This window comes from Candidatus Methylomirabilis sp., from assembly GCA_036000645.1.
GTDB lineage: Bacteria > Methylomirabilota > Methylomirabilia > Methylomirabilales > JACPAU01 > JACPAU01.
The window spans coordinates 1-4,013 of record DASYVA010000026.1 but is presented as its reverse complement, the minus strand read 5'-3'; the positions used below and the strand labels follow the sequence as shown (position 1 = coordinate 4,013).

6 protein-coding genes are annotated in these 4,013 nt (G+C 68.1%); 2 read left to right on the top strand and 4 right to left on the bottom strand.

The annotated features are described in order from the left end of the window. Positions 1-215 (bottom strand): transcription termination/antitermination NusG family protein (locus VGT06_01290; GenBank protein ID HEV8661766.1); only part of this gene is annotated, 215 nt, incomplete at its 3' end. A gap of 41 nt (positions 216-256) precedes the next feature. Beyond that, entirely contained in the window at positions 257-595 is a 339-nt protein-coding gene (locus VGT06_01285) for a hypothetical protein (protein ID HEV8661765.1), read from the bottom strand. A 603-nt stretch (positions 596-1,198) separates the two neighbouring features. On the opposite strand from VGT06_01285, the gene VGT06_01280 reads away from it, so the two are divergent. Then, complete coding sequence (locus VGT06_01280) at positions 1,199-1,474, top strand: hypothetical protein (protein HEV8661764.1); 276 nt, start codon at positions 1,199-1,201, stop codon at positions 1,472-1,474. Continuing rightward, positions 1,467-1,829: a type II toxin-antitoxin system PemK/MazF family toxin gene (locus tag VGT06_01275; GenBank protein HEV8661763.1), complete on the top strand. Its 363-nt coding sequence runs from the start codon at positions 1,467-1,469 to the stop codon at positions 1,827-1,829. The genes VGT06_01280 and VGT06_01275 overlap by 8 nt, the downstream gene beginning before the upstream one ends. 89 nt (positions 1,830-1,918) lie before the next feature. On the opposite strand, the gene VGT06_01270 is transcribed toward VGT06_01275, so the two are convergent. Both VGT06_01270 and VGT06_01265 read right to left on the bottom strand, forming a co-directional pair. Then, complete coding sequence (locus VGT06_01270; protein ID HEV8661762.1) at positions 1,919-3,280, bottom strand: sigma-54 dependent transcriptional regulator; 1,362 nt, start codon at positions 3,278-3,280, stop codon at positions 1,919-1,921. Between the two features lie 21 nt (positions 3,281-3,301). Next, positions 3,302-4,013 (bottom strand): ATP-binding protein (locus tag VGT06_01265; GenBank protein ID HEV8661761.1); only part of this gene is annotated, 712 nt, incomplete at its 5' end.

The following is a 4,013-nucleotide window of genomic DNA, read 5'->3' as shown; positions in this document are numbered from 1 at the left end:
AGCCGCTCGCGGAGAGGGAACCGGGCGAAGCAGTAGCCGGGGAATAGAGGGAACGCCACCTGCTTGCGCCGGTCGGCCCACCGGCGCCACCGGGTCACGAGGGGGAGGAATGGCTCGATCCCCCGGGTGGCGAGCTGGTCCCGGACCAGCTTCTCGTGGCGCGAACGGGTGCGCAGGGCGTACCAGGCAGATCCGTTGGGAGTTTCCGCAGGCATGGCTTCGCCCTCTCAGTTACAGCAGGCCGGTCCTGGCCGTCCTAATCCTTCGCCAGTCCAGCCTTGATGAGGTCTAGCAGCGTATCGAGCGAGAACGGCTTCTGGAGCCGGACCGTGCAGCCCAGGTGCTCGAGCCGCTCCTCCAGGTCATCCAGGAACAGGGTAGCCGTCACGATGAGGGGCAGGCCGGGGACGGCCTCCTGGATCATGCGGATGAATTCCTCCTCGCTGCCGGTCCGCATCATGCGGCAATCGACGACGGCAAGGCGGATGTCGGGGTGTTCCCGGAGGGCGGCCAGGGCCCTCTCCGGGGTCAGGGCGGTGATCTCCTTGACCCCGAGGTCGGACTCCTGGAGGGCCTGGGAGACGGCCCAGCACACCGTTTCCTGCGTGTCAGCGATAAGAATGTGTTTGGGCACTGAGACAGTTGCCCTATAGCCATGCGGGAGATGGTGATGGGTAAGCGGCGCGAAGCAACGGCCGTGCCGGGTTTACGGGTGCAAATACGGCGGCCCGCTACCGGCTGACCTGAAGCGAAAGGCCGTCTCATGTTTTCGCAGAGTTGGGGCCGGAATGATCACTTCGTCGGCCGTCTTCGTTCCCGGTAGCTCCATGGACCCAGGCGTGCACGATCAGGCAGGAGGGTGGATACTTTCTGACTGCCCCCGAGGGACTCAACGGGGTAAAAGTCGAGAAACGCGCCGTTCGTCCAAAGCAATCTCGGGCGAAAAGAGCTTGACCCCCCCCTGGCCGGGAGCACGCAATCGGGGGTGTTGGGCCGCCGAATAGAGGCTGGGAGAGGAGCCTAAGCGAGCCCGTAGCGGCGGACCTTGGCGCGGAGGGTGACGCGGGTGATGCCGAGCCGGCGGGCGGCCGTGCTCCCGATTCCGGGGGATGAAGACACGACAGCACTACCCGCGGAGAAAACCATCATTGACAGGTAACCCATAGTAGGCTATAAAAAGTGTGAATGGAGGTGTGCTATGAAGACGAAGGCCTTACCCAAGACGGTCCGCCGGAGCGTTGCCCTTCCCCGCCAGCTCGTTGAGGAAGTGAGCGCCCTAGCCCCCCCCGAACTCCGGCAGAACCTCAACCGCCTCGTCACCGTGGCCCTGCAGGAGTTCGCTGCCCAGCGGAAGGCGCGCGCCTTTGAGGGGGCCATGGCCCAGATGGCTGTAGATCCGGCGATCCGCGCCGAGTGCGCAGCCATCTCCACAGATTTCGCCATCGCCGAGACCGACGGGCTGAAGGGTGATTAGCCGCGGTCAGATCTACTTCGTCAACCTCAGCCCCACGCACGGCCGAGAACAGGCGGGTCGCCGACCCGTCCTGGTGGTCTCGGCCGACGCCATCAACCACCAGCCCTTGGTCGTTACGGTGGTCGTCGGAACGAACGCGAAGAACGTCCCTCGCGCCTATCCCTCGAACGTCCGTCTGACCGCTAAGGAAACCGGCCTTCCCATGGACACCGTATTCCTTTGTTTTCAGATCCGCTCTCTGGACCCAATCCGTTTCCTCGACCCGAAGACCCACCTCCCGACCCCTGCGGGAACCATCCCACCTGCGCGGATGGCGGACGTGGAGAGAGCCCTCAGGCTCGTGCTGAGCCTCTAAGTCCTCTGGATTGCCCGCTCCCTTGGCCTCCCCCACGGCGTCAACGACGCGAGACACTCGGAGATTTCGAGCGGGTTCGTGAGGAAGATCTACGCGAGCCCGTAGCGGCGGATCTTGGCGCGGAGGGTGACGCGGGTGATGCCGAGGCGGCGGGCGGCTTCGGAGCGGTTGCCCAGGGCCGCCTTGAGGGCCGTGCGGAGGTACTGCTTCTCCACCTCCTCCAGGGAGAGCGCCGGGGGCAGGAAGATGCCCCCCTCCCCATTGAGCAGGGTGGCGGCGGACGCCTGGAGCTGCTGCGGCAGCAGCGCCGGGACGATCAGATCGCCGTCGGCGAGAATCGCGGCCCGCTCGATCACGTTCTTCAGCTCCCGGACGTTGCCGGGCCAGCCGTAGCCGGTCAGGAGGGACTCCGCGGCCCGGTCGAATCCCGCCACGCTCGTCCCAAACTCCCGGTTGTAGAAGGCCAGGAAGTGGTGGGCGAGGTGCCGGATGTCCTCGGGCCGGCTGCGGAGGGGGGGGATGAAGACTTCCATGACCCGCAGCCGATAGTAGAGGTCCCCCCGGAACCGGCCCGCCTGGACGAGGGCGGCCAGGTCCCGGTTCGTGGCGGCGATGACCCGGACGTCCACCCGGATATCCTTCAGGCCCCCCACCCGGCGGAAGACCTGCTCGTCCAGGACGCGGAGGAGCTTGGGCTGAAGGGGAAGCGCCATGTCGGAGATCTCGTCGAGGAAGATGGTCCCGCCGTTGGCCAGCTCGAAGAGCCCCTTCTTGGCTGCCTTCGCGTCGGTGAAGGCCCCCTTCTCGTAGCCGAACAGGTCGGCTTCCAGGAGGGTCTCGGGGATCGCGCTACAGTTGACCTTGACCATCGGGCCGGCGGCACGGGCCGAGGCGGCGTGGATGGCATTGGCGACCACCTCCTTGCCGGTCCCGCTCTCCCCCACCACGAGGATCGAGGTGCGGGGGGTAGCGGCGACGCGGCGGATGAGGAGGCGGAGGTCCCGGGTGGCCCGGCTCTCCCCGAGGAGGCCGGGGATGTGGGAGTCGCCGAACTGCTGGGCGCGAAGGGTCGCGACCTCGCGGCGCAGGCGCTGGGTCTCGAGGGCACGGGTCAGGATCGGATGGAGCTCCTCCAGGTCGAAGGGCTTCGGGAGGAAGTGGTAGGCCCCGTCCTGGATGGCCTTGACCGCCGTGGGGATGTCGCCGAAGGCGGTCATGATGACGACCTGGACCTCGGGGTGGCGGGCGCGGACCTCGTGCAGCAGGGCGATGCCGGTCACGTCGGGAAGGCGCAGGTCGGCGAGGAGCAGATCAATAGGGAGATGCTCGAGGAAGGAGAGGGCGTGAGCGCCGGTCTCGGCGACCGCGACCTCGTGGCCGTGGGCGCCGAGGTCCTCGGCGAGGCTGCCCCGGAGCAGGGGATCGTCGTCCACCAGGAGGATGGTCGCCATGTGACCGTGATGAAGGGCGAATCAGTGAGTTGACGCAGCCCCGCCGGGGGCCGAGGCGGCCGGGAGCCGGACGATGACGGTCGTCCCCTTGCCCGGCCCGCTCTCGATGGCCACCTGGCCCCCGTGCTCGCGCACGATCTGCTGGACGATGGCCAGGCCCAGGCCCGAGCCCTGCGCCCGGGTCGAGAAGAACGGGGTGAACGCCTTGGCCAGGTGCTCGGGCGGGATGCCGCGGCCGTCGTCGCGCACCCGGATCTCCCACGCGGGGACCTCTTCCAGCCAGCGGGCCTGGACGCGGATCTCCCCGCCGTTGCGCATGGCCTGGAGGCTGTTCAGGAGCAGGTTCAGGAAGACCTGCTGGAGTTGCTGGGGGTCTCCCAGAACCCGGGGGGTCGGCTTGGGGAACTCGGTGCTGAGCCGGACCTTGCTGGCGGCGAGCCGCTCCCGGAGGAGGGAGGTGACGCTGGTGATGACGTCGGGGAGGGAGACCGGCCTGAGGGTCGGGCGCGGGGGGCGGGCGTACTGGAGGAAGCTCCGCACGAGCCCGTCAATCCGGTCCATCTCGGCCAGCATCCGGTCGAGGTAGTCGCGCTGGGGATCCTTGGGGGGGAGCTTCCGGGCCATGGCCTGGGCGGTCGAGCGCAGGCCGGCCAGGGGGTTGCGGACCTCGTGGGCGAGGCCGGCGGCGATGAGGCCGAGGGCGGCGAGCTGCTCGGCGCGGGCCCGCTCCTGC

What these genes read in the sequence shown, in the direction of transcription:
- VGT06_01270 (HEV8661762.1), bottom strand. Translation starts at nt 3,280, where the DNA reads ATGGCGACCATCCTCCTGGTGGACGACGATCCCCTGCTCCGGGGCAGC.
- VGT06_01280 (HEV8661764.1), top strand. Translation starts at nt 1,199, where the DNA reads ATGAAGACGAAGGCCTTACCCAAGACGGTCCGCCGGAGCGTTGCCCTT.